This is a genomic window from Rhodanobacter sp. FW102-FHT14D06, from assembly GCF_043950705.1.
Classification (GTDB): domain Bacteria; phylum Pseudomonadota; class Gammaproteobacteria; order Xanthomonadales; family Rhodanobacteraceae; genus Rhodanobacter.
Genome location: NZ_CP170722.1, coordinates 4,082,612 through 4,106,942 on the forward strand (window position 1 = coordinate 4,082,612; position 24,331 = coordinate 4,106,942).

Here is a 24,331-nt window from a genome sequence, read left to right on the forward strand (position 1 = left end):
AGGCCTCTCAGCCGTCGAGTGCGCGCAGACGAACGCGCAATTCATCCAGTCGCAGGTCGTTGCCCGCGCCCGGCGAGACGCGTGCGGCGAGGCTGCCTTCGGGCGTGCGCCCCTGCCCTGCGGAGGCCGCGGTTTCCGCCGCCGCGCGATACGCATCGCGGAATGGCACGCCGGCCGCGGCCTGCTCGATCGCCACGTCGGTGGCGTACATCGCCGGCTCGATCGCGGCGCGCATCGCCAGCTCGTTCCACTCGAACCGTGCCAGCAGGTCGGGTACCAGCTCCAGCGCGCCTAGGCCGTGGCGCACGCCGTGGAACAGCGAACCCTTGGAGAACTGCAGGTCGCGCTGGTAGCCGGACGGCAGCGACAGCAGCTGTTCGATCTCGGTCCGCGCGGCGGCCACGCTGGCGTAGCTGGCGCGCAGCAGTTCGATCACGTCGGGGTTGCGCTTGTTCGGCATGATCGAGCTGCCGGTGGTGTACTCGGGCGGCAATTTGACGAAGTCGAATTCGGCGGTGGTGAACAGCGACAGGTCCCACGCCATCCTTCGCAGGTCGAGCAGCGCGCCGCCGATCGCCTCCAGCACGGCCATCTCGAACTTGCCGCGCGACAGCTGCGCGTAGATCGGCGATATCTGCATGCGCGCGAAACCGAGCGCCCGGGTGGTGTGCTCGCGGTCGAGTTTCATGTTCACGCCGTAGCCGGCGGCGGTGCCGAGCGGGTTGGCGTCGATCAGCGTCATCGTCTGCCGCGCGCGCAGCGCATTGTCGATGAAGCCCTCGGCGAAACCGGCGAACCACATTGCAGTGGACGACACCACCGCACGCTGCAGGTGGGTGTAGCCGGGCATCGGCACGGCTTCTTGCGACGCGCGCTCAAGGCAGACTCCGGCGATGGCGCGGCAATGCGCCTCCAGCGCGGCCAGCTTGTCCTTCAGCCAAAGCCGGGTGGCAACCAGGATCTGGTCGTTGCGGCTGCGTCCGGTGTGCACGCGGCGGCCGGCGTCGCCGAGGCGCTCGGTGAGGCGGGCCTCGATCGCCGAATGGCCGTCCTCGTAGCGCTCGTCCAGCACGAACGCGCCGCTCGTGAAATCAGCGGCCAGCGCATCCAGCTCGCGCTTCAGTGCGGCGGCTTCGTCGGTGCTGACCACGCCGATGTTGGCCAGCCCTTCCACGTGCGCCTTGCTGGCGGTGATGTCGTGCAGGAAGAACTCGCGATCCAGCAGCACGTCGTCGCCGGCGAGGAACTGCATGATCTTCGCGTCGATCCGGATGCCGGCTTTTTGCCAGAGGGGTTGGGTCATGGTAGCCAGAAGTGAGTTGAGAGGAGTGAGAAGTGAGAGAGATCAAGAGCGAAGGGGGCGGGAGCGCTGGGAGTGTGAGCTTCTCTCTCACTCCTCACTCCTCTTCCCTCACTCCTGCTCCACTGGAATCGCGGTGTATTCGTCCACGCCGAGCGCGCGGTTGATGTTCTGCATCGCCTGCGTCGCGGCGCCTTTCAGCAGGTTGTCCAGCGTGGCCACGATCACCACGCGCTTGCCGTCGGCCGATACCGCGAAGCCGCCGACCTCGGCATGGTGGCGGTGCGCGATGCGGCTGACCCACGGCGCCTCGTCGGTCACGACGGCCAGCTTCTCGCCGTCGTAGGCGGCATGGAAACGCTGCAGCACGTCATCGCGTTTCAGCGGGTGAGTGAGATACAGGTTGGTGGTGACGGTGAGCCCGCGGAAGTGCGGCGCCACATGCGGCATGAACTCCACCGGCACGCCGAGCCGGAACGAGGCCTCCTTCTCGTGCATGTGACCGGTGAGCGCGTACGGCATCAGGTTGTCGCGCAGTTTTTCCGGATCGTTCTTGTCCGACGGCGTGGTGCCGGCGCCGGAATAGCCGGAGACGCCGAAGCACACCGGTGGCGCGGCCAGCAGGTCCTTCAGCGGCGCGATGGAGAGCTGCATTGCGGTGGCGTAACAGCCGGGGTTGCTGATGCGCTTCTCGCCCCGCCACTTGTCGCGGGTGAGTTCCGGCAGGCCGTAGTACCAGGACGGATCGAAGCGGTAGTCGGCGGAAAGGTCGAGGATCAACGTGTCCGGCTTCGCCGCGTCGATCGCCTCGACGAACGGCGCCGCCTTGCCGTTGGGCAGCGCCAGGATCACCACGTCGGCGCCCTGCGCCACCACCGCGGCCGGGTCCAGGCTGGCGTAGCGCAGTTCGCCGGCGAAACCGTCGACGTGATCGGCCACTCGCTGGCCGTCCAGTTCGCGCGAGGAGACGAAGGCCAGTTGCAGCAGCGGGTGCGCCGCGATCAGGCGGATCAGTTCCATGCCGGTATGGCCGCGCGCGCCGACGATGCCTACCGTTTTCCTGTTCGTGTGCATGGCTCAATCCACCAGTGTCGGCTGACGTTGCGCGCAATGCGCCACGCAACGGGAGATCGTGTCGAACCCGTCGATGCCGTACCAGAACACCTTCCAGCGCGGCTGCTTGATGCAGCCATCCGACTCGGCGTAATAGAAAGGGTTGACCGGATTGCCGTGGCGCGAGCGCCAGAACAGCCGCGGATTCTCCTCGCGCATCACCTGCCACACCGCGCGGCCCAGGCCTTCGCCCTGCGCGTCGTCCAGCACGGCGAACTTGTCGAGATACGGCAAGCCGTCCTCCTCGACAAGGATCATCGCCGCGCGGTAGTTCTCGCTGACGTAGATGCGCATCGGCCTGGTGCGCTCGAAATAGTCCGGCACCAAAGTGCGGCCGAAGCTGGACTCGATCAGCCCGCGCATGCGCGCGCGGTCCACGCCGTCCCAGGAGTCGAAGCGCAGCACCTTCTCGCCGCGTCGCACGAGGGTGCCGGAACCCTTGTGGGTGAACAGCTCCTTGGCCAGTTCGGACGGGCGGGTGATCGACACCGACGAGGTCAGCGGCAGGTCGGCCAGCAGGTCGGCGATCTGCTCGATCTTCAGGCGCATGCCACCGTTGATCCAAGGCTGCGCCATCAAGTGATCGAACTCGGTGCTCAGATTGATCGAATCGATCACTTTGCCGTGCTCGTCGAGCAGGCCTCCCGTGCCGGTGAGGAACACGATCTTGTACGGCTGCAGCACGCGCACCAGTTCGTTCGCGGCGAAGTCGGCGTTGACGTTGAGGATCTGCCCTTCGTCGGTTTCGCCCAGGCTGGCGATCACCGGGATGGAGTTCGCGCGCAGGCTGGCCTCGATCGGCGCCAGGTTGATGCTGCGGACCTTCCCGACCAGACCGTAGGTATCGCGGTCCAGGTAGTCGGCCATGAACACGCCTGTCGCCACCGACGTGGCGCGCGTGTCCATCGACTGCAGCGCCTCGACCAATTTCAGGTTCTGCTGCTGGAAAACGCGGCGCACGATGCCGAGCGCCTTCGGCGAGGTCACGCGCAGACCGTCGATGGTGTGCTTCTCGATGCCGGCGCCAGCCAGTTCCTCGTCCAGCTGCGGGCCGGCGCCGTGCAGCACGATCGGGGTCAGGCCGACCTGCTGCAGGAAGGTCAGCGACGAGGCGAGATCGGCCAGCTCGTCGCGCAGCACCGCGCCGCCGACCTTGACCACGGCAAAGCGCTTGGCGTCCACCTCGGAGAAGCGCTTGAGGTACTGCTGGATTTCCTTCGCGCTGCCCATGCTCGAAAGCAGGCGCACGATGGTCTTGCGGGTGTTGTGCCTAGCCGTGTCCATTGTTTGTTCCTTGCGCTCATCCATGATCGCGGGGGTCAAAAACCGGCCGTCCCTGGCCGGACTTCTCAACGATTCGATAAACCGTTTGCGCATAGTGTTCGAGTTGATCCAGCGCGACCCACTCGTCGGCGCTGTGCGCCTGGGCGATATCGCCGGGGCCATAGACGAAGGCGGTGTAGCCGGCGGCGGAGAACAGCGCCGCTTCGGTCCAGAAGTCCACCGCGTTGCCGACCGGGATGCCCAGCTCGTCGGCCACGTCGCGCGCGACCAGCCGGTTCGCCTCGGCGTTGGCGGTATCGCCGGCCGGCAGCGAGGCGCCACGAAAAGTCTCGGCGAACTCCACCGGCTGCGGTTCCACCAGATTGCGGAATCGGATCAGCAGGTGATCCGGATTCATCGTGGGCAAGGCGCGAAAGCCGAAGCGCACTTCCGCCGTCGGCGCGATCATGTTCGCCTTGATGCCGCCCTCGATGCGGCCGATGTTGAAACGCAGGCCGGTGAGGCCGCCGAAGCGCTCGTGCGACTGCGCCGCCACGAAATCCAGCGCCGCGTTGCCCCAGCGCACGGCCTGGTGCAGTGCGCTGTCGCCCGGCTTCTGCTCGCCCGAGGCGTGTCCGGCGTGGCCGGCAAAGCGCATCAGCACCGACTGGATGCCGCGGTGCGCCAGCACGGCCTCGCCCTTGGTGGGCTCGGCCACGATGACTGCGTCGTAAGCGTGCGGTTCGCGCAGAAAGCCGGTGATGCAGCGCGCGTCGTTCGCCTCCTCGTCGGTGGTGAACAGCAGCGCCAGGTCGCCGTGACTGGCATTCGCCGCCGCCAGCAGCGCCGCCGCCGCCCCCTTGATGTCGCACGCGCCCAGGCCGATCGCGCGATCGGCAGTGACCCGCAACGCGTGCGGATCGGCCGTCCACGCCGGCGAGTCCGGCACGGTGTCCAGGTGCACGTTGAACAGGACCTTCGGCTCGCCGCGCACCGCGTGCAGGGCCACCGCGCCGGCACCGAAATCGGTCACCGTCACGTCGAAGCCGGGCAGCTGCGCGCGCAAGTAGTCGAAGATACCACCGGTGTCGATCGCGCGCGGCGGGTTGCGCGTGTCGAAACCGACCAGCGCCGCCAGGTGTTTCAACGTGGCATCGAGCAGCGTGCTCATCCGCGATTGACCTCGGCCCACAGCGTGCTGCTCATGCCGAACAGCTTGATGAAACCCTCGGCCTCCTCCACGCCCCAGTCGGCCGACTGCGCATAGGTGGCGCCCTTGGCGTTGAGGATGTGCTTCGACTCCACCGCCACCGCGCCGACGCTGCCGCCATTCGTTTCCAGCGTCACCGTGCCGTTGACGGTGGACTGGCTGGACGCCAGGAACGCCTCCAGGTCGGTCTTCAGCGGATCGTGGAAGAAGCCCTCGTAGACCAGCTCCACCCACTTGCGCGCCACCTCGGGCTTGAAGCGGTTCTGCTGCTTGCTGAGCACGGCCTCTTCCAGCGCGCGGTGCGCGGCGAGCAGCGCGGTCAGGCCCGGCGCCTCGAAGATGATGCGGCCCTTCAGGCCGATCGTGGTGTCGCCGGTGTACAGGCCGCGGCCCACGCCGTACTGCGCGAACAGGCCGTTGAGCTTCGCCAGCATGGCGTGCCCGGCGATCGCCTCACCGTCCAGCGTCACCGCCTCGCCGTTGACGAAGCCGATCTTCACCTGCAGCGGTTTGGACGGCCATTCGGCGCGCGGCTTGCACCAGCCCACCGCGCCGGCGCCGGGCGCCTGCCACTGATCGATCTCGCCGCCGGACATGGTCAGGCCGAGCAGGTTCTCGTTGATGGTGTAGGCCTGCTGCTTGGCGCGCACGCCGAAGCCGCGCTCTTCCAGGAACTTCTGTTCGTAGGCGCGCGTCTGCGTGTTTTCCTTCTGGATCTCGCGGATCGGCGCCACGATCTGGTAGTCGCCCAGCGCCTTCACCGCCAGGTCGAACCGCACCTGGTCGTTGCCCATGCCGGTGCAGCCATGCGCGATCGCCTTCGTGCCCAGTTCGGCGGCGCGCTTCAGCGCGGCTTCGACGATCAGGTAACGGTCGGACACCAGCAGCGGGTACTGGCCCTGGTAGCCCTCGCCTGCCCACACGAACGGCTTGACGAAGCCGGCCCAGATCGCCGGGCCACCGTCGATGGTGACGTGGCTGGCCACGCCAAGTTCCTTTGCGCGGGCCTCGATGAAGGCCCGCTCTTCGGCGTCCACGCCGCCGGTGTCGGCGAACACGGTATGCACGGCCCAGCCCTGCTCCTTGAGGTAAGGCACGCAGAAGCTGGTGTCGAGGCCGCCGGAGAAGGCGAGGACGATGTCTTTGCTCATGGCTTGCAGATCCTGGATTGATTCAGTCGGATGCGACGACGGTGCGCGGCTCGCAGCGCACCGGGAAATTCACGGAGTTGGCGATGAAACAGGCGTGGTGCGCGGTCTCGTGTGCCGCCTCGGCCTTGGCCGGGTCGCTGGCGGCGCTGATGGTCACCACGGGACGCAGCACCACTTCGACGAAGCGGCCGCCGTCGCCCTCGGTGACCATCGTGCCTTCGGCGGCGTCGGTATAAGCCGTCACCACCACGCCGGCCACGGTGGCCATGTGCAGATAGGACAGCATGTGGCAGGTCGACAGCGCGGTGACCAGCATGTCTTCCGGATTGTGTCGGGTGGCATCGCCGCGAAAGGTCGGATCGGACGAGCCGGCCAGTTCGGCTTTTCCCGCGATGCGGATCACATGGTCGCGGCTGTAGTTGCGATAACCGTCGGTGCCCGTGCCGAGGTTGCCGGTCCATTCCACCTCGACGTGATAGTGATGTGGATGATTCACGATGCTTGCTCCTGTTGTGCCATCAATGCGGCCAGTTCCGCGTCGCCATCGCCGTCGCGCTCGCGCAGGCCGGCGATCACGCCGGCTCGATTGCGCGCGGGGTGGTTCTGGTTGAGCTTGAACTTGCCCTCGATGCGCTCGACCGCGACTTCGAGGCCGACGATCGCGCGCAGGGATTTTTCGATGTGGTCGTCCGGCGCATCGGTGATCTTCCACGGCTGCGGCTGGCCGGCCTCATGGCGATCGGTCAGGGTTTCCAGCAGGCGACGCAGCCAGGCCGCGTCGTCGATCACCTTCAAGCGGCCATGCACGTGCACCACCGCGTAGTTCCAGGTCGGCACCTCGCGATGCGTTTCCTGCTTGGTCGGGTACCAGTTCGGGCTGATGTAGCCGTCCGGCCCCTGGAACACCAGCAGCACCTCGGCGCCGTCCAGCCGCGCCAGTTCGTTGCTTCGCGCGACATGGCCGTGCAGCAGCCCGCCGACCAGCTCGAACGGCAGGTGGTTGGCGACCAGGCCGTCCGCCGCCTTGGCCACCACGGTGGCGAACGGATAGTCGCGGATCAGCCCGTGCAGGACCTCCACGCGCGTTTCGGCGAAATGCTTCGGCATGTACATGGCTGCTCAACCCCGTCCGACCAGCGACGCCATCACCGCTTTCTGCACGTGCAGGCGGTTCTCGGCTTCGTCGATGGCGATGCAGGCGGGCGAATCCATCACCGCGTCGGTGGCCTTGATGTTCCGGCGCAGCGGCAGGCAATGGCTGAACAGGCCATGGTTGGTCAGCGCCATCTTCGCCTCGTCGACGATGAAGTGCCTGTTGGCCTCGCGGATCGGCTTCTCCTTGTCCCACTGGCCGAAGAACGGCAGCGCGCCCCAGCTCTTGGCGTAGACCACGTCGGCGCCGGCGTAGGCTTCCTCGATGTCGTGGCTGACCTTGAGCGAGCCGCCGTTCTGCTCGGCGTTCAGACGGCCAAACGCCATGTAGCGCTCGTCCAGCACGTAGTCGGGCGTGGGGCACAGCAGGGTCACGTCCATGCCCATCTTGGTAGCGATAAGCAGGGCGGAATTCGCCACCGCGGTGTTCAGCGGCTTCGGGTGGTAGGTCCAGGTCAGGACGTATTTCTTCCTGGTGAGGTCGCCCAGGTGTTCCTTCATCGCCAGCGCGTGGGCCAGCTCCTGGCAGGGGTGGGTGATCGTCTCCATGTTGATCACCGGCACCGTGGCGTACTGGGCGAACGCCTTGATCACCTTGTCCTGCCGGTCCACCTGCCAGTCCTGGAACTTCGGAAACGCGCGCACCGCGATCAGGTCGACATAGCGCGACAGGACCCGCGCCACCTCGGCGATGTGCTCCTCGGTATCGCCGTCCATCACGCTGCCGACCTCGAACTCGATCGGCCACGCGTCCTTGCCCGGCGCCAGCACGATCGCGTGGCCACCCAACTGGAACGCACCCAGCTCGAAGCTGGTGCGGGTGCGCATGGAGGGATTGAAGAACAGCAGCGCGATCGACTTGCCGGCGAGCTGCTGGCCGCGCGGCGAACGCTTGAACACGGCGGCCTGCTCCAGCAGCGCGTCGATCTCGGCGCGGCTGTAATCCTGGGTAGTCAAGAAATGCCGAATGATCATGAAGTCGATGCCTTATTGAAGAGTCCGGCCATGGATGGCCGGGGTGTTGCGGATGGATCCGCGTGAAATAAACCAACAAAAAACCCGGCACAAGGGCCGGGTTTGTCGTCGATGCACAAGAAACGCGTGCGACTGCCTACCCGGCCGGATGTCGAGTCATCGGTCGGCGCGCACGCGACGTCATGCCAGCGGCCGCGCGGGCGCTGGTAAGTACGGTGGCGGTATAGACGGCTGAAGACATGCGATGTTCCGGGTGGTCGGCGGCTATCATGGCGAGAATTTCGCTGCCATGCAACAAAAATCTGCGCCAGGTCAGTGCCTGTCCGGCAAGTATCGGCGTCTGAAAAAAAATCGCCGCCCGAGAGGGGCGGCGGGGTGGATGAGCGGAAGTCGGGATCAATCCACCGGGGTGACGGAAACCCGCACGCGCAGGCGCTCGCCCGGATCGTAGTCCAGCCGCGACATGTAGACCTCGCCGCGATAGCGATATTCCACGTCGTAGCCGATGATCCGGCGCTGCTCGCTGACCGTGTTCACCTCGCGGCACTGGGTCTGCGTGCTCTCGTAATCGCGACCGCGCGTGCTGCGGTTGCCGATCGCGCCACCGGCCACGGCACCGGCGACCGTCGCCGCCTTGCGCCCGTCGCCCTTGCCCACGGTGTTGCCCAGCACGCCACCGATCACCGCGCCCAGCACCGTGCCGGCGGTGCTGTTGCCGCCCTCGTGGCGCACCACCTGCTGGTCGTAGCACTCCTGCCGCGGCACGTTGGTGCGCGTCACGCCATGCACCGGGTCGGCGCGCAGCACGTCGGCCCAGCCGTAGTGGGCATTGCCGTCATCGTTGGGGTACGGCGCATTCTGCGCGTGCGCGCCGGCCGCCATCATGGCCAGCACCAACGCGGAAACCCATAGCTTGACCATGACCTGCTCCCGTGATGCACGTTCCACGCCACGCGCGGACTGGCAGCATTGCAGCAAATTCACTATGAATACACGCTTAGGCCGGACCGGCCTGTTCAGCCGTGGCGACCGTTTGCCGCAAGGCCGACGGCATCACGGATCGCCGGGTCCGGCCAGGAGCGGGCGATCCGCGGGGCACGAGCGGCATCGTCGCTTGTTAAGATGCGCAACCTGCCCCGCCCGACCGCCGACTCCCTCGCGGATGTGACCGATGCCGATTTCGCTCTACAACAGCCTGACGCGCCGCACCGAACCGTTTGTTCCGCTGGATCCCGCGCGCGTCACGATGTACCTGTGCGGACCGACGGTCTACAACTACGTGCACATCGGCAACGCGCGCGGGCCGGTGGTGTTCGACGTGCTGGCGCGGCTGCTGCGGCGGCACTACCCGCAGGTGGTGTATGCCCGCAACATCACCGACGTCGAGGACAAGATCAATGCCGCGGCATTGGCCGAAGGCGTGCCGATCTCGATCATCACCGAGCGCTACGCGTTCGCCTATCGCGAGGACATGGCCGGGCTGGGCATTGCGCCGCCGGACCTGGAGCCGCACGCCACCGCGCACATCGGCGCGATCATCGCCATGAACGAGGCGCTGATCGCCGGCGGCCACGCGTACGCGGCCGAAGGCCATGTACTGTTCGACGTCGGCTCGTACCCCGACTACGGCGCGCTCTCCGGCCGCGACACCGAAGAGTTGATCGCCGGCGCACGCGTGGAAATCGCGCCATACAAGAAGAACCCCACCGATTTCGTGCTGTGGAAGCCCTCCACGCCCGAACTGGCCGGCTGGGACAGCCCGTGGGGGCGCGGGCGCCCCGGCTGGCACATCGAGTGCTCGGCGATGTGCGCCGCGCAGCTGGGCGAGACCATCGACATCCACGCCGGCGGCGTCGACCTGCTGTTCCCGCATCACGAGAACGAGATCGCGCAATCCACCTGCGCGCACGGCGGCAAGACCTTCGCGCGCTGGTGGATGCACAACGGCATGCTCACCTTCGACGGCCGCAAGATGTCCAAGTCGCTGGGCAACGTGCTGCTGGTGCACGAGCTGCTGAAACTCCACCCGCCCGAGGCGCTGCGCCTGCGCCTGCTCAGCGGCCACTACCGGCAGCCGCTGGACTGGTCCGACGGCGCCATCCAGCAGTCGGTCAGCACGCTGGACGGCTGGTACCGGGTGCTGCGCGACCTTGCCGACGTGGCGATCGACGCATCGCGGCTGCCCGTGCCGGCCGCCGTCGAAGCGGCGCTTTGCGACGACCTCAACACGCCCCTGGCGCTGGCCGAACTGGCCGTGCTTGCAGACGCCGCGCGTCAACACGGCACGCCCGCGGCCAAGGCCGATCTGCTCGGCGGCGGCGCCCTGCTCGGCCTGCTGCAGCAGGACCCGGAAGCATGGTTCAAGCACTCCGGCGGCGTGCACGTGGATGCCGCGCAAGTCGAGGCCTTGCTGGAAGCGCGTCGCGTCGCCCGCAGCGCCCGCGATTTCGCCCGCGCCGACGCGATCCGCGACGAGCTGGCCGCGATGGGCGTGGTGATCGAGGATGGTGCACAGGGCACGCGGTGGAGCATCGCCAAGGCCTGACGGCCATGCCGGAGCGGGTTTCATTTCCCACCCTGCTACGCGCGATAATGGCCGCATGAATATCGCCGCCAGCAGCACCGACCAGGCCCAGCAGGAAATCGCCGAAGAGTTCGCCTTTCTCGGCGACTGGAGCGAGCGCTATCAGTACCTGATCGACCTCGGGCGGCAATTGCCGCCGTTTCCCGAGGAGTGCAAGACCGAAGCTTGGCGCGTGCACGGCTGCCAGTCGATGGTGTGGCTGGTGCCCAGTGGCGATGCGTCGTGCATGCACTTCGAAGCCACCAGCGACTCCGCCATCGTCTCGGGCCTGATCGCGCTGGTGCTGCGCGTCTACTCCGACCGCCCGGCCGCGGAGATCGTGGCCACCGAACCCGGCTTCATCGGCACGATCGGCCTGGCCAAGCACCTTTCACCCACCCGCTCGAACGGCCTGACGGCGATGCTGGCAAAGTTGAAGGGATACGCCGCGGCAGCGGCGGGACAAAAGTGAGCACGGAAGGGAAGCGAGCAAAGAGAAGTGAGGAATGAGAGAAGGCAACGGCGTCTCGCGCTCCGGCTCCTCTCCCACTCATCTTCACTCGCTCCTCGCAAAAAGCCCCGCTCGAAGCGGGGCTTTTTGCTGCATCGCGAAGCGGCGCGCCTTGCTCAGTCCCCCATCTGCTTCTGCAGATGTTCGCGGCGTTCCTGGGCGTCGAGCGAGAGCGTGGCGATCGGGCGCGCGTCGAGGCGGTCGACGCCGATCTCCTCGTCGGTCTCCTCGCAGAAGCCGTAGCTGCCTTCCTCGATCCGGCGCAGCGCCTTGTCGATCTTGGAGATCAGCTTGCGATAGCGGTCGCGGGTACGCAGCTCCAGCGAGTTCTCCGTTTCACGCGTAGCGCGCTCGGCTTCGTCGCCGACGTCGCGCACCTCCTCCCGCAGGTTGTCCATGGTCTGGCGCGACTCTTCCACCAGCTGGTCGCGCCATTCACGCAACTTGTTGCGGAAGTAGGCCAGGTGTCGCGGGTTCATGTACTCCTCGTCGCTGCTCGGGCGATAACCCTTGGGCAAGGAGATCGTGCTGGTGGAGGGCAAGGCGTATCGCCCGTCTTCACGGGTGACGCCGCTGTCTAGAGTTTTTGTTGCCAGTTTATTCATTGGGGACGACGAATTCTTCGATTTCTTGTGGGAGGAAGCATGATTCCCGGGAGCGCTGACCATGGCCGTGGCGCTTGCCACCTTGCCCTTGAAGAGCCTGCTCGCGGGTGAAGGAGAATGGTGGATGGTCGCCGCGACCGGCTCCGGTCGTGCCGCGTGGGTTGCCGGCGCCTTGGCTGCCGGTGCCGCCGGTTTGGCGGCCTTGCCGTGCACCGACCGGGGCGCCGGCTTCTTCGCCGCGGGCTTCGCCGCGACCTTGCTGGCCGGTGCCTTGCCCGCTGCAGCCTTCCCGGGCGATACCTTCTTCGCGGGAGCCTTCTTCACTGCGGGATGCTTCACGACGGGATGTTTCGTCACGGCTTTTTTGGCAACGACCTTCTTCGCCGGCGCTTTCTTCACCGCGGCCTTGCTCGCCGGCGTCCTGCCCTTGGCGGCCTTGCTGCCCGCCGCGGCCTTCTTGGCCGGTGCGTGGGCAGTCGGCCTGGAGGCCTTGGTGTGCGGCGCAGCCTTCTTCGGGGTGGCCTTGCTGGCGGGTTTCGCGGCGGCCCGTGCGGGGGACTTCGCGGCGACCTTGGCAGCCTGCCCCTTGCCTGCCACCGGCTTCGACTTGACGGCCTTGGTGCCAGCCTTGTTGGGCGTCTTGCCCTTGTGCGCCTTGGCGGCGGTCGAACTCGCTTTGGTCTTCGCCATATCCCTTCACCCTGATTGGCCTTGGGGGCCGCGTGTTATAGCCGATGCATTCAACACCGGCAAGCCTGCTTCTGGAATACTTGTACCACTACATGGCGCACGCCGCTTCGGTATCCGTGAACATCCTCTCCCGATTCATACTGTGGTTGCTTGGTTTGTACAAGCGCTGGCTCAGCCCCCTGCTTGGCCCTCGCTGCCGCTTCCACCCCAGTTGTTCCGATTATGCACGGATTGCGGTCATCCGCTTCGGTCCGTGGCGGGGCAGCCTGCTGGCCGCATGGCGACTGCTGCGCTGCCAGCCGCTGTGTCCCGGCGGAGAAGATCCGGTGCCGGAACATTTTCATTTTGCGAGTTGCCGCGACCACGACGCGCCGCGTGATCCGGATGTGCCGCACTCCCGCTGACGATCGCGCGGCCTAACCGATGGAACCGTAGCCGCCTTCCACGCCCTTGCTGGCATAGGCAACGGCGTCGTGCGGATGCAGGCTCTCCTGGTGTTCCACCCGGATGTGGAAATCGCCGAGGCGGTCGTCGGCATCGAGTGCCTTCTGGATGCGCCGGGCGGCGTCCTCGCAGAACATCAGGTTGCCGCCGTTGGCCAAGGCGAAGGCTTGTTCGTCCTCGCGCTTTACCGCGGTCTGCACCGGCGTGCCGAGCGCGCTTTCGACCCGATCGATCAGCCCGACCAGATGGAAGCCGGCGTCGGCCGCCGGGCGAACGCGCAGGCGCGCCACGCTGCGCTGCGCATGGGCGGCGGCCACGATGCCCTTCTCGCTGCCCAGCCACGCCAGCACGGCGGCATGATCGAGCGCCTCGCCGGGCGCAAAATCGTGGATGAACTGGTCCTGGATCAGCTGCCGCGACAGCGCCGCCGAGGCCGGGCAAGTCGACGAATAGACCACCTCGGTGCCGAACTCCAGCAGGAACTGGTCGCCAACCAGGCTGGCCTCGATGCACACCGGATAGGCGCGCCAGCCGCTGTTCGCGCTTTTCAGTGCCGGCCGGCGCACGAGGTGTTCGAAGCGGATGCTGAGGCAGGCGCGGTCGGACAGATCCTGGTGCGAGTCGAGGAAGCCGCGCAGCAGCGAGTGCAGCATGTCGGCGCTCAGGGTCTGCGTGCTCAACGCCTGCTCCACCTGCAGGTACAGCCGCGACATGTGGATGCCGCGCTTGTCCGGTCGCTTGAGATTGACGAAGGCACCGACGCGGGCACTGGAGCGCTGCGTTTGTCCATCGCCCGCGTCGAACAACACCGGCACCTGGATCTCGGCCATGCCGACCCAATCCAGCGCACCGGCAAGATGCGGCTGTGCGTGGACGGCCACGTCGGGGAGCAAGCGGGCGGTGTTTTCCTGGCTGGGCATGGAGGAGATCCTGGCATCGGCGCGACGAGCCGCCGCGAAACCGCCAATCTTGGGGCAAGGCGGCCACCTCACAATGGTGTCGCCACGGAAACGCTGCGTCCGCTCGCGCAAAACTACTGTGTCTGGCGCCGCCATGCACGGGCGGCCTGCCACGCCCGCCACGGCGTCGACCACGGCGTGCGCGACCAGTCGGCCTGCAACACGGCCAGTGCCTCGTCGGCATGCAGCGCGCGGCGCGCCAGCGCGCAGGCCTGACGCGACTCGAGTGCACGGAACACGCTGAGTGGCCCGCCCAGCGCATCGGCAGCGCGCCAGTCGCCGAGCAAATCCTGCAACTGCGCCCGGATCGCCTGCTGCCGCGGTGCGCAAGGCTTGCGCAGTTGCGCGCGATCCAGCCCGTGGCGTGCCAGCCGGGCCATCGGCAGTGGCAGGCGGTCGCGTTCGGCGTCTGCGTCCAGGTGCAACAAGGCATGCAACAAGTGATTGAGCACGGCCACCCGGGTCGCGCGCTCGGGCGAGGCCGCAGCGCCATACCACCATGCCGTCTCCAGTGCGGCCAGCGCACCGTGCAGCGGCATCGCCGCCTGCAGTTGGTCGGCGTAATCGGCCGCCGTGCCCTGCTCCAGCTGCGCCATCGCCGCCAATACCGGTGCCAGCCACAGCTCCGTGGCGATCGCGTGAGCGCGTTCGTCATCGAACAGCACCTGGGTGAGCGGATGCCGTCCGCCGCTGGCCGCCGCACCGGCCAGTTCCTCCGCCCACCAGCCGAGCTTGGCGGCGGCCACCTGCGGCTCGCGGATGCCGTAAGCCGCGCTCAGCAGCTCCTGCTCCAGCGCGGCCAGCGCCACGTGGCCCGGATGGCGGCGGCCGTCGACGAAGGCCAGCGCCACGCGCTGCTGCGGCTGCGCGGCCAGCCATTTGTCGATGAAGCCCTGCAACACCGCGTTCTGCCCAGTTGGTTCGCTCATGCCGTCGCCGACTCCAGTCGCAGCAACTCGGCCAAGGCGGCGGGCCGATCCAGCACGACATCGGCGCCCCAGGCGTGCGGATCGCCGCCGTCGAGGTAGCCCCAGCTCGCGGCCACGGTGAACACGCCCGCCGCTGCGCCGGCCTGCACGTCGCGGCGATCGTCACCGACGAACAGGCACTGGCCCGGCACCAGTCCTGCGCGTTCGCAGGCCAGCAGCACGGGTGCCGGATCGGGCTTTTTCACCGGCAAGGTGTCGCCGCACACCACGGCGGCGGCGCGCGTCGACCAGCCGATCCGGCGCAACAGTTCGTCGGTCAGGAATGCCGCCTTGTTGGTGACGATGCCCCAACGCAGGCCTCGCGCTTCCAGCCGCGCCAGCAGGTCGTCGACCCCGTCGAAGGCGCGCGTGTCGCGGGCCATCACCTGCTCGTACAACTGCAGGTAGCGCGGCACCAGCGCCTCGATCACCGCCTCGCCGCGCGAGGCGAACGCGCAACGCAGCACCGCGCGGGCACCGCGCGAGACCACCTCGCGCACGGGCGCGTAGGCGGGCGATGCCACGCCCTCCTCGGCGCACTGCGCCTGCAGCGCGGCGTACAGATCGGGCGCGCTGTCCAGCAAGGTGCCATCGAGATCGAACAGGACGCCGGCGACGGATGAAGGCAGCGGCTTGCTCATGCCGGCTTCTGCGCGCAAAGCACGTAATTGACTGCCGTGAGAGAGCTCAGGCGTGCCTCGCGGCGGAACGGGTTGTAGGCCAGGCCGCTGACGTCTTCCAGCTCCAGCCCCGCGCCGCGCAGCAATCGCGACAATTCGGAGGGCTTGAGGAATTGCGCGTAGTGGTGTGTCCCGCGCGGCAGCATGCGCAGCAGGTATTCGGCGCCCAGGATCGCCGCACCGAACGCCGCTGGCGTGCGATTGATGGTGGACATGAACAACCGTCCGCCGGGCTTGAGCATCGCGGCCAGGTCGGTGACCAGCGCCGCCGGATCGGGCACGTGCTCGATCAGCTCCATGCAACACACCACGTCGAACGACGCCGCTTCGGCAGCCGCCAGCTCGGCGGAGGATTGCACCCGGTAATCGACCTGCAGGTTCGACTCGTGCAGGTGCAAGCGGGCGATGTCGATCACCTTCTCGCCCAGATCGATGCCGGTGACGTGCGCACCGGCACGGGCCAGCGATTCGCTGAGCAGGCCGCCGCCGCACCCGACATCGGCCACGCGGGCACCGCGCAGTTCCGCGCGTGCCGCGATGTAGGCCGTGCGCACCGGATTGAGGTCGTGCAGCGGTCGCGATTCGCCGTCGGGGTCCCACCAGCGGGACGCCAGCTGGTCGAAGCGGGCGATTTCGGCGGGGCTGACATTGGCGGCGGTCATGTTCGAGTCCACGTTGAATCCACGAATTTATTGAAAAGTGCGGCCATGGATGGCCGCCTCTTGATTTTCACGCTCATGGATGAGCGCAAAAGTCAAGACGCCTGCCATTCGTGCACCGTGATGTCCCAGCCGCCACTGACATGCGCGGGGTCGCGCTGCACCAGCGCCGTTGCCTCGGCGAGGTCGGCCGCGTGCAGCAGGTAGGCACCGCCGGACTTGTCGCCGAAGCCGCCGGACAGCTCCACCTTGCCCTCGCCGCGCAACTGGTCCAGATAGGCCAGATGCTGCGGCACCACGGCCGCGTCGAACTGCGGCCGGCGGATCAGCAAAACCAGGTAACGATTCATCGGAAAACTCCCACTCAAGTTGCGGCGATCCGCTCGCGCCAGGCGCGCGCTCGCGCCAGGATCGCCGCGGTATCCATGTCGATCAGCTCGCGCGCGGCCAGCTTGCGGTGCCCGGCGATCCACACGTCGGTGACCTGCTGGCGGCTGCACGCATACACCAGTTGCGAGGCGACGTGGAACAGCGGCTGGGTCTCCAGGTCGCTCAGGCGCACGGCAGCCAGGTCGGCCTGCTTGCCGGGTTCGATCGAGCCGATGCGCGCTTCCAGCCCGATCGCCCGCGCGCCGTTGAGCGTCGCCGCACGCAGCGCAAAGGCGGCGTCGAAGGCGGCGGCGTCCTGTGCCACCGCCTTGGCCAGCTGCGCCGCCGTGCGCATCTCGCCGAACATGTCCAGGTCGTTGTTGGAGGCGCAACCGTCGGTGCCGATCGCCAGGTTCGCGCCGGCGCGCCGGAACTGCTCCGCCGGGCAGAAGCCGGAGGCGAGCTTGAGGTTGGATTCCGGGCAATGCACCACCGAGACACCGGCGCTCGCGCAGGCGGCGATCTCGCCCTCGGTGACCTGGGTCATGTGCACCGCGATCAGGCGGTCGTTGACCAGGCCCAGGCGCTGCAGGCGCTGGAACGGGCGCAGGCCGCTCTTTTTCTTCTCTTCCTCGATCTCGTGCGCGGTCTCATGCAGGTGCAGGTGCACCGGGATGTCGAGCTGGTCGGACTGCAGCCGGATGCGCTCGAAGCTCTCGTCGGAGACGGTGTACGGCGCATGCGGCGCGAACGCGGTGCTGACCAGCGGATCGCCGCGGAAGCTGTCATGCACCTCGCCGGCGCGCGCGAAATACTCGTCCTGGCTGTTCGCCCAGGCGGTGGGGAACTGGATTACCGGCAGGCCGACCACCGCGCGGAAGCCCAGCTTGCGATAGGTCGCGCCGATCACGTCGGGGAAGAAATAGTTCTCGTTGGCGCAGGTGGTGCCACCGCGCAGCATCTCGGCCACGGCCAGTTCCACGCCGTCGCGCACGAACTCCGGGCCGATCACCCTGGCCTCGGCCGGCCAGATGTGCTGCTGCAGCCAGACCATCAGTGGCAGGTCGTCGGCGAGGCCGCGCAGCAGGGTCATCGGGTTGTGCGTGTGGCTGTTGACCAGGCCGGGGATCAGCGCGTGCTCGCCCAGTTCGACGCGTTCGCGCGGCGCATAGGCGGCGCGGGCCTCGTCGATCGGCAACAGCGCCACGATGCGCTCGCCGTCGATGGCCACGGCGTGGTTTTCCAGCACCACCGCATGCGGCTCGACGGGCACCACCCAGCGCGCCTCGATCAGCAGGTCGATGGATTGCGGGGTGGTCTGGGTCATCGTTCACTCACTTGCAAGGGGTGAATGCGAGAAGGGGCGGCACACCCCTCGATGGTGCCCGCCCCGTGTTCGTCATCCCGGCCAAAGCCCGGATCCCATGTTGCTGCGGTTGCTTGTGCGCAGGATGAGGCGTGCTGCGCACGAGTGTTTCACTGGACCCTGCCTGCGCAGGGATGACGAACCGGCAAAGGCGCGGGCATGGCCCGCGCGCCGGTTCGTCACTTGACGCGGCTGTCGTATTCGCCGGTGCGGGTGTCGACCTTGATGACTTCATCCTGGCCGACGAACAGCGGCACGCGCACCACCGCACCGGTCTCCAGCGTGGCCGGCTTGCCACCGCCGCCGGAGGTGTCGCCGCGCACGCCCGGGTCGGTCTCGACGATCTTCAGCTCGACGAACTTCGGCGCCTGCACCGCCACGATGTTGCCGTTGAACAGGGTGACCACGCACTCCTCTTCGCCCTTGAGCCACTTCCACGCATCGCCCATCGCGGCCTGCGTGGCCGGCACCATCTCGAACGTCTCCATGTTCATGAAGTGCCACAGGCGGTCCTTGCCGATGCCGTCGATGAAGGACAGTTGCATGTCGGTGTCGGTGACGTCGGCCTCCTCGAACGAGTCGCTGGACTTCAGCGTCTGCTCGGTGGTGCGGCCGTCCTTCAGGTTGCGGATGCGGATGCGGGTGAACGCCTGGCCCTTGCCCGGCTTGATGAAGTCGGCCTCGGTGATGATCCAGGGATCGCCGTTGTGGAGGATCTTCTTGCCCGTCTTGACGTCGTTGAGGCCGAGGGTCGCCATGCGCTGTCTGCTCCAAAGGTAAAACCGCCCCGCAGGACGGCTAAAATGGGTATCTTTTCACGGGCCAAGAGGCCCGCCGAAGGCTCTCCATGATAACCGCAAGCCCCAGTGCCCGCCTATCGTCGCCTGCAACCGACTGGCGCGAGCTCTGGCGCAACGCCATCACCGACCCTGCCGAACTGCTGCAGGCGGTGGGCCTGGGCGACCGCACCGACCTGCTGCCGCCGGACGACGCCGGCTTCGCCCTGCGCGTGCCGCGCGGTTTCGTCGCGCGGATGCGCCGCGGCGATCCGCGCGATCCGTTGCTGCTGCAGGTGCTGCCCCAGCGCACCGAACATGACCGGGTCGCCGGCTTCACCCTCGACGCCGTGGGCGACCTCTCGGCCAAGGCCGGCCACGGCATGCTGCACAAGTACGACGGGCGCGCGCTGCTGATCGCCAGCGGCAGCTGTGCGGTGAACTGCCGCTACTGCTTCCGCCGGCACTTCCCGTACGGCGAGGAAATCGCCGCCGCCTCGCACTGGCGCGAGGCGCTGGAGCGGCTGCGCGCCGACCCGTCGATCCGCGAACTGATCCTCTCCGGCGGCGATCCGCTGTCGCTGGCCACGTCCAAGCTGGAGGAGCTGACCCGCGGCCTGGCCGAGCTGCCGCAGGTGATCCGCCTGCGCATCCACACGCGCCTGCCGGTCGTACTGCCCGAGCGGGTCGATGACTCCCTGCTGGCCTGGCTGGCCGGCCTCCCGCTGCAGAAGGTGGTGGTGCTGCATGCCAACCATGCCAACGAACTCGACGCCGGCGTCGACGCGGCCTGCGCCGCCTTGCGCGAGACCGGTGCGACGCTGCTGAACCAGTCGGTGCTGCTGCGCGGCGTCAACGATGATGCCGACGCGCTCGCCAATCTTTCCGAACGCCTGTTCGCCGCCGGCGTGCTGCCCTATTACCTGCACCAGCTGGATCGGGTCCACGGCACCGCCCATTTCGAGGTGGCCGACGACACCGCGCTCGCGCTGCTGGACACCCTGCGCGCGCGCCTGCCCGGCTACCTGGTGCCGCGACTGGTACGCGAGGTGGCGGGCGACCCGGCCAAGCGGCCGCTGTGAGCCGCCACCGGCCAGGTCCGGGGCTGCCGCACCGGTGGCGAGCGACAGCGGAATCCGCTACAAACACTCATTGCCATCGACCATGCGGACCCGTCAAGGGCGCCCGCCCTGCCCGGAACCCACGCCCCGCCCCATGAAAAAAGACTTCGTCATCAAGATCCTGTTCGTCGAGAACTCCCTGGAGGAGGCCGAACAGATCATCAGCCTGATGCGCAACAGCGGCATCGCGGTGCGACCGGCGCGGGCCACCAACATCGAGCAGATCCGCTCGGCGGTGGGCGAGCTTGAGCCTGACGTGGTGATGTTCGACCCCTCGGTCACCGACGTCAGCCTGGACGAAACCATGGGCGTGATGGAGGCCTCCGGCCGCGATTTCGCGCTGGTCGGCCTGGTCAGCAACATGGACAACGAACTGGTCGCCGACCTGTTCGTGCATGGCGCCCGCGGCGTGGCCTCGCGCACCCACCCCAAGCAGCTCATCGCGGTGCTGAAGCGCGAATTCGAATCCCTGCATACGCGCCGCCAGGTGCGCTGGCTGCACACCGCGCTGCGCGAAACCGAGCGCCGCTGCGACGCCCTGCTCGACTCCTCCACGGACGCGATCGCCTACGTGCACGAGGGCATGCACGTGCGCGCCAACCAGGCCTACCTGGACACCTTCGGCTACGAGAGTTTCGACGACCTGCTGGGCATGCCGCTGCTGGACATGATCGACTCGGCCAATGCCGATGAGATGAAGGCGCTGCTGCGCGGCCAGGCCCACCAGGGCAAGTTCCCGGCCCAGTTGCCGTTGCGCGCGCGTCGCGCCGACGACAGCCGCTTTGATGCCACCGTGGAGTTCGCCCCGGCGACCTTCGAGGGCGAGCGCTGCCTGCAGATCGTGTTCCGCCGCCAGGTCGTCGACCCGGCCGTGCTGGAACAGCTGCAACGCGACCCGGTCACCGGCCTGTACAACCGCCAGCACATGCTGGCATGCATCGACGATGCGGTGACCGAGGCAGCCAAGGGCAAGAAGGGCCAGTCGCTGCTGCTGATCGAACCGGACAACTGGGCCTCGCTGGTCAGCGGCATCGGCCTGGGCAAGACCGATGAACTGCTGGCCGGCTTCGCCGGGCGCATCCGCATGCTGCTGGGCGCCACCGACATCGCCGGCATGCTCGCCGAGCACACTTTCGGCGTGGCCCTCGACTCGCGTTCGGACGAGGCGATCCGCGAGTGGATCGCCAAGCTGCAGCACAGCGTCGGCAGCGAGATCTTCGATGCCGGCACACGTTCGCTGACGGTCACCGCCAGCGTCGGCGGCAGTCTGCTCGGCGAGAAGAACGCCAACAGCGAGCTGCTCCTCAACCAGGCCAGCCACGCCTTGCGCACCGCGCAGAATCTGGGCGGCAGCCAGGTCGAACTGCACGACCCGGCGGCGCGGGAGAAGGCTGACGAGGAGCGCGAGCGCTACTGGCTGGACCTGCTGCAGCAGGCGCTGGCCAACAACGGTCTGGTGCTGTATCACCAGCAGACGATCAGCCTGCAGGACGCCGAGGGCGAGTTCTCCGAGATCCTGCTGCGCATGAACGGACCGCAGGGCGAGGTGCTGCCGGGCTTCTTCATGCCGATCGCCGAGAAGCACAACCTCACCGGGGCGGTCGACCGCTGGGTGCTCGACCAGGCCATCCGCATCCTGCAGGCGCGCGAGCCGCAGGGACAGCCGACCACGTTCTTCATCAAGCTCACCGCCGCCTCGCTGCAGGACGACAGCCTGTTGCCATGGCTGAAGGAGCGCCTGGGCAAGGCCGGGCTGAAACACGGTCGCCTGGTGCTGGAGATGACCGAAAGCAAGGTGATGACCCTGCTGCGACCCGCGCAGGAGTTCGTCAACGCGTGGAAGAAGATGGGTGGCGGCTTTGCGCTGGAGCAGTTCGGCTCGGGCCTGAACTCGTTCCAGCTGCTGAACCACATCGACGCCGACTACCTCAAGATCGACCGCAGCCACATGGCCGACCTGCCGCAGCATGCCGACAGCCAGAAGAAGGTCGCCGAGATCTGCCAGCAGGCACACGAACTGAAGCGCCTGACCATCGCCGAGTGGGTCGAGGACGCCACCAGCACGTCGCTGCTGTTCGCCTGCGGCGTCGACTTCGTGCAGGGCAACTTCCTGCAGGTGCCGCAGCGGCTGGAATGAATGCTGCCTCGGGACCCGGGGTTCGGGATCCGATCGCAGGAACATCAGGCGGTTTTCGCCGAATGGCCGGAATCAAACAGCAAAAACCCCCGGGGAGCGATCCGCGGGGGTCTTTTCATGCAGCCTTCGCAGCGAGGATTACTCGGCAGCGGCAGCCGCCTTGGCGTTCGCCTTGGCGGCGGCGGCAGCGGCGATGTCTTCCTTGATGCGGGCGGCCTTGCCTTCCAGGCCACGCAGGTAATACAGCTTGGCGCCGCGCACCTTGCCCTTGCGCTTCACCGAGACCGAGTCGATGGTCGGGCTGTGCGCCTGGAACACGCGCTCCACGCCGGTGCCGTGCGAGATCTTGCGCACGGTGAAGGCCGAATGCAGGCCGCGGTTGCGCTTGGCGATGACGATGCCCTCGAACGCCTGCACGCGCTCGCGGTTGCCTTCCTTCACCTTCACGTTGACCACCACGGTGTCGCCGGGGCCGAAGTCCGGCAGCTGGCGGGTGATCTGCTCGGATTCGAACTGTTCAATGATCTTGTTCATGGCGCACCTGTCGGTTCACTTTTGCGATATCAAGGCTGCGGCCGTCACTCGGCCGCATCGTCTTGCCGTGTCGACTGCCCGGAGGCATGTTCACGGCGAAATTCATCCAGCAAGGCCCGGGATGCCGCATCCAGGCCACGCTGCGACAACAAGTCCGGGCGGCGCAGCCAGGTGCGACCCAACGATTGCTTGAGGCGCCAGCGGGCAATTGCCGCATGGTCGCCGGACAGCAACACCGCCGGTACCTCACCCAGCGCATCCTGCACCGGTTTTCCGTAATGCGGACAATCCAGCAGGCCATCGGAGAATGAATCCTGCTCGGCCGACTGCGCGTCGTTCAACGCGCCATCCTGCAAGCGCCCCACCGCGTCGATGACCACCGCCGCGGCAAGCTCACCGCCGGACAGCACATAATCGCCGATGGAGAGCTCCTCGTCGACCTCGTGCGCCAGCAGACGCTCGTCCACACCTTCGTAACGTCCGCAGAGCAGGCCGATGCGCGGCAGCTTCGCCAGCGCCTCCACCCTGCCCTGCGTCAGCCGCGCTCCCTGCGGACTGAGATAAACCAGATGCACCGGTTCCGGTGCCGCCTCGCGCATCGCCTTCAAGGTGGTGCGCAAGGGCTCGATCATCATCACCATGCCCGGACCGCCGCCATACGAGCTGCTGTCCACGCTGCGATGCTTGTCGGTGGCGTAGTCGCGCGGGTTCCAGGCTTCCACCTGCAGCAGCTCGCGTTGCTGCGCGCGTCCCACCACACCGACGGCGGCGCACTGGCGCACGAAGTCGGGAAACAGGCTGACGACATCGATGCGCATGATCCTTGATCCTCTGCCCACAAGCCGGCGACGTCAGAATTCGGGATCCCAGTCCACCACCATGCGCCCTGCGGACAAGTCCACCGAACGCACATACGACCCCTGGACAAAGGGGATCAGCCGCTCGCGCGTACCGTCCCTGACCACCACGACATCGTTGGCGCCGGTGGCGAACAGGTGGCTGACCCGCCCCAGCTCCACGTTGTCCGTGGTGACGACATCGAGTCCTTCGAGGTCGACCCAGTAATACTCGCCCTTCGCCGCGGGAGGCAGCTGTTCGCGGGCGACATGGATGTCGGTACCGATCAACGCTGCCGCCTGGTCCCGATCGTCCACCCCGGGCAACTGGGCCACCATGCCCTTGCCCTGCGGTCGACCTTTCACGCCGGAGACCTCTCTTTCCGCGCCTGGCGCTGCACCGAGCAGCCACGGCTGGTAATCGAAGATCCGCATGCGCGGCTCGGCGAAGGATTCGATCTTCAGCCAGCCCTGCACGCCATACAGCCCGACGATGCGCCCGATCAGGACGCGCCGACCGGCTGTCGTCATGCTCAGGCGGCCGGCTGCTGCTTGCCGGCTTCCTTGACCAGGGCGGCGACCTTGTCGCTCATCTGCGCACCCTTGCCGACCCACTCCTGCACGCGCGCCACGTTCAGCTCCAGACGCTTGTCCTTGCCGGAGGCGACCGGATTGTAGAAGCCGACGTTCTCGATGTTGCGGCCGTCGCGCTTGCTGCGCTGATCGGTCACCACGACGTGGTAGAACGGACGGCCCTTTGCGCCACCGCGCGAAAGACGAATCTTGACCATGGTAAAACTCCGGAAATTGCCGAATCAGCGGCAGGCGCACGAGAGTCGTGCGCGGGAAACGGGGCATTTTAGCGGATTTTCGGGAAAAGGGAAGGCTTGGGAAGGCAGGAGTGAGTGGAGAGGAGTGGGAAACGAGAGAAAGCCAGCTCGGCGCTCCA

26 protein-coding genes are annotated in these 24,331 nt (G+C 67.2%); 5 read left to right on the top strand and 21 right to left on the bottom strand.

Annotated features, from left to right (window positions below):
* Positions 1–7: 7 nt before the first annotated feature.
* From argH to ACFCQI_RS18605, 9 genes are all read right to left on the bottom strand, one after another.
* Positions 8–1,303 carry an argininosuccinate lyase gene (argH, locus tag ACFCQI_RS18565; RefSeq protein WP_395119148.1) on the bottom strand — a complete coding sequence of 432 codons (1,296 nt, stop codon included), beginning with the start codon at positions 1,301–1,303 and terminating at the stop codon, positions 8–10.
* 108 nt (positions 1,304–1,411) lie between these two features.
* A complete protein-coding gene (gene argC, locus ACFCQI_RS18570) occupies positions 1,412–2,374 on the bottom strand; it encodes an N-acetyl-gamma-glutamyl-phosphate reductase (protein WP_395119150.1) in 963 nt (320 codons plus the stop codon).
* 3 nt (positions 2,375–2,377) lie between these two features.
* A complete protein-coding gene (locus ACFCQI_RS18575) occupies positions 2,378–3,697 on the bottom strand; it encodes an acetylglutamate kinase (protein WP_395119152.1) in 1,320 nt (439 codons plus the stop codon).
* 16 nt (positions 3,698–3,713) lie between these two features.
* Positions 3,714–4,847, bottom strand: coding sequence for an acetylornithine deacetylase (locus ACFCQI_RS18580; RefSeq protein ID WP_395119154.1), 1,134 nt, complete (start codon positions 4,845–4,847; stop codon positions 3,714–3,716).
* Entirely contained in the window at positions 4,844–6,037 is a 1,194-nt protein-coding gene (locus ACFCQI_RS18585) for an argininosuccinate synthase (protein ID WP_395119156.1), read from the bottom strand. Before ACFCQI_RS18585 ends, ACFCQI_RS18580 begins: the two co-directional genes overlap by 4 nt.
* Before the next feature lie 22 nt (positions 6,038–6,059).
* Positions 6,060–6,533 carry an OsmC family protein gene (locus tag ACFCQI_RS18590; RefSeq protein WP_395119158.1) on the bottom strand — a complete coding sequence of 158 codons (474 nt, stop codon included), beginning with the start codon at positions 6,531–6,533 and terminating at the stop codon, positions 6,060–6,062.
* The gene (locus ACFCQI_RS18595) at positions 6,530–7,150 is read right to left on the bottom strand and encodes an FMN-binding negative transcriptional regulator (RefSeq protein WP_395119160.1); all 621 of its coding nucleotides are present in this window, start codon (positions 7,148–7,150) and stop codon (positions 6,530–6,532) included. Before ACFCQI_RS18595 ends, ACFCQI_RS18590 begins: the two co-directional genes overlap by 4 nt.
* Before the next feature lie 6 nt (positions 7,151–7,156).
* Positions 7,157–8,164, bottom strand: coding sequence for an N-acetylornithine carbamoyltransferase (locus ACFCQI_RS18600; protein WP_395119162.1), 1,008 nt, complete (start codon positions 8,162–8,164; stop codon positions 7,157–7,159).
* A 396-nt stretch (positions 8,165–8,560) separates the two neighbouring features.
* Positions 8,561–9,085 (bottom strand): glycine zipper 2TM domain-containing protein, encoded by a 525-nt coding sequence (locus ACFCQI_RS18605; protein WP_395119164.1) that lies wholly within the window; start codon positions 9,083–9,085, stop codon positions 8,561–8,563.
* Positions 9,086–9,335: 250 nt separating this feature from the next.
* Between ACFCQI_RS18605 and cysS the strand changes: the two genes are divergently transcribed.
* Complete coding sequence (gene cysS / locus ACFCQI_RS18610) at positions 9,336–10,709, top strand: cysteine--tRNA ligase (protein ID WP_395119166.1); 1,374 nt, start codon at positions 9,336–9,338, stop codon at positions 10,707–10,709.
* Positions 10,710–10,764: 55 nt separating this feature from the next.
* Positions 10,765–11,199 (top strand): SufE family protein, encoded by a 435-nt coding sequence (locus tag ACFCQI_RS18615; protein WP_395119168.1) that lies wholly within the window; start codon positions 10,765–10,767, stop codon positions 11,197–11,199.
* A 155-nt stretch (positions 11,200–11,354) separates the two neighbouring features.
* On the opposite strand, the gene dksA is transcribed toward ACFCQI_RS18615, so the two are convergent.
* A complete protein-coding gene (gene dksA / locus ACFCQI_RS18620) occupies positions 11,355–12,533 on the bottom strand; it encodes an RNA polymerase-binding protein DksA (RefSeq protein ID WP_395119170.1) in 1,179 nt (392 codons plus the stop codon).
* 92 nt (positions 12,534–12,625) lie between these two features.
* Between dksA and yidD the strand changes: the two genes are divergently transcribed.
* Complete coding sequence (yidD, locus tag ACFCQI_RS18625) at positions 12,626–12,937, top strand: membrane protein insertion efficiency factor YidD (RefSeq protein WP_395121406.1); 312 nt, start codon at positions 12,626–12,628, stop codon at positions 12,935–12,937.
* A gap of 12 nt (positions 12,938–12,949) precedes the next feature.
* On the opposite strand, the gene folE2 is transcribed toward yidD, so the two are convergent.
* The 7 genes from folE2 to efp all read right to left on the bottom strand — a co-directional run bounded on the left by folE2 (position 12,950) and on the right by efp (position 18,736).
* Positions 12,950–13,897: a GTP cyclohydrolase FolE2 gene (gene folE2, locus ACFCQI_RS18630; RefSeq protein WP_395119172.1), complete on the bottom strand. Its 948-nt coding sequence runs from the start codon at positions 13,895–13,897 to the stop codon at positions 12,950–12,952.
* A gap of 113 nt (positions 13,898–14,010) precedes the next feature.
* The gene (locus ACFCQI_RS18635; protein WP_395119174.1) at positions 14,011–14,865 is read right to left on the bottom strand and encodes a phytoene synthase; all 855 of its coding nucleotides are present in this window, start codon (positions 14,863–14,865) and stop codon (positions 14,011–14,013) included.
* Positions 14,862–15,545, bottom strand: a complete 684-nt coding sequence (gene gph, locus ACFCQI_RS18640; RefSeq protein WP_395119176.1) for a phosphoglycolate phosphatase — start codon at positions 15,543–15,545, stop codon at positions 14,862–14,864. The genes ACFCQI_RS18635 and gph overlap by 4 nt, the downstream gene beginning before the upstream one ends.
* The gene (ubiG, locus tag ACFCQI_RS18645; protein WP_395119178.1) at positions 15,542–16,246 is read right to left on the bottom strand and encodes a bifunctional 2-polyprenyl-6-hydroxyphenol methylase/3-demethylubiquinol 3-O-methyltransferase UbiG; all 705 of its coding nucleotides are present in this window, start codon (positions 16,244–16,246) and stop codon (positions 15,542–15,544) included. The genes gph and ubiG overlap by 4 nt, the downstream gene beginning before the upstream one ends.
* A gap of 92 nt (positions 16,247–16,338) precedes the next feature.
* Positions 16,339–16,593 (bottom strand): YciI family protein, encoded by a 255-nt coding sequence (locus ACFCQI_RS18650; protein WP_395119180.1) that lies wholly within the window; start codon positions 16,591–16,593, stop codon positions 16,339–16,341.
* A 14-nt stretch (positions 16,594–16,607) separates the two neighbouring features.
* Positions 16,608–17,939 (bottom strand): TRZ/ATZ family hydrolase, encoded by a 1,332-nt coding sequence (locus tag ACFCQI_RS18655; RefSeq protein WP_395119182.1) that lies wholly within the window; start codon positions 17,937–17,939, stop codon positions 16,608–16,610.
* 218 nt (positions 17,940–18,157) lie between these two features.
* Complete coding sequence (efp, locus tag ACFCQI_RS18660) at positions 18,158–18,736, bottom strand: elongation factor P (RefSeq protein WP_136258394.1); 579 nt, start codon at positions 18,734–18,736, stop codon at positions 18,158–18,160.
* A gap of 89 nt (positions 18,737–18,825) precedes the next feature.
* On the opposite strand from efp, the gene epmB reads away from it, so the two are divergent.
* Together epmB and ACFCQI_RS18670 are read left to right on the top strand one after the other, a co-directional pair.
* A complete protein-coding gene (epmB, locus tag ACFCQI_RS18665) occupies positions 18,826–19,836 on the top strand; it encodes an EF-P beta-lysylation protein EpmB (RefSeq protein WP_395119184.1) in 1,011 nt (336 codons plus the stop codon).
* Between the two features lie 133 nt (positions 19,837–19,969).
* Entirely contained in the window at positions 19,970–22,012 is a 2,043-nt protein-coding gene (locus ACFCQI_RS18670; protein ID WP_395119186.1) for an EAL domain-containing protein, read from the top strand.
* 138 nt (positions 22,013–22,150) lie between these two features.
* Here ACFCQI_RS18670 and rplS read toward each other — a convergent pair whose 3' ends face one another.
* Genes rplS through rpsP form a run of 4 tightly spaced genes read right to left on the bottom strand, consistent with a single transcriptional unit; the run spans position 22,151 to position 24,173 of the window.
* Positions 22,151–22,546, bottom strand: a complete 396-nt coding sequence (gene rplS / locus ACFCQI_RS18675; protein WP_395119188.1) for a 50S ribosomal protein L19 — start codon at positions 22,544–22,546, stop codon at positions 22,151–22,153.
* Positions 22,547–22,590: 44 nt separating this feature from the next.
* Complete coding sequence (gene trmD, locus ACFCQI_RS18680; RefSeq protein ID WP_395119190.1) at positions 22,591–23,364, bottom strand: tRNA (guanosine(37)-N1)-methyltransferase TrmD; 774 nt, start codon at positions 23,362–23,364, stop codon at positions 22,591–22,593.
* Between the two features lie 33 nt (positions 23,365–23,397).
* Entirely contained in the window at positions 23,398–23,913 is a 516-nt protein-coding gene (rimM, locus tag ACFCQI_RS18685) for a ribosome maturation factor RimM (RefSeq protein ID WP_395119193.1), read from the bottom strand.
* Positions 23,914–23,915: 2 nt separating this feature from the next.
* Positions 23,916–24,173: a 30S ribosomal protein S16 gene (gene rpsP / locus ACFCQI_RS18690; protein WP_395119195.1), complete on the bottom strand. Its 258-nt coding sequence runs from the start codon at positions 24,171–24,173 to the stop codon at positions 23,916–23,918.
* Positions 24,174–24,331 lie beyond the last annotated feature (158 nt).